Origin of the sequence: Pseudomonas sp. 2995-1 (assembly GCF_002742505.1) — a bacterium.
Classification (GTDB): domain Bacteria; phylum Pseudomonadota; class Gammaproteobacteria; order Pseudomonadales; family Pseudomonadaceae; genus Aquipseudomonas; species Aquipseudomonas sivasensis.
Window position 1 is genome coordinate 1 of sequence record NZ_LJSA01000492.1, and the last position, 280, is coordinate 280.

Here is a 280-nt window from a genome sequence, read left to right on the forward strand (position 1 = left end):
ATGATATAACCAATGGAAACCATTACAGCACCAGCTCCAATTAAAAGGGATATTGCAAGTTTTTTAGTGAAGATAACATTAATGAATGCTCCTACTAAAATCCCAGCTCCTGCTATACTCACAAGAAAGCCATATTCACTATCTGAAAGGGAAATTACCTCTTTCGAAAATGCAACCTCAAGTGAATCAATAGCTGTTTGCAATACGATGAAAACACTAAATAAGAAATAAATTGTCATTACATAAATAAATTTACGGCTAAAATTCCAAACAATATTCC

Annotated in this window: 1 protein-coding gene; it reads right to left on the minus strand. The window is 32.5% G+C overall.

What is annotated here, in order from left to right; genetic code table 11:
- On the minus strand, positions 1-280 hold a 280-nt coding region (locus AOA61_RS31330), incomplete at both ends, for a hypothetical protein (protein WP_218197383.1).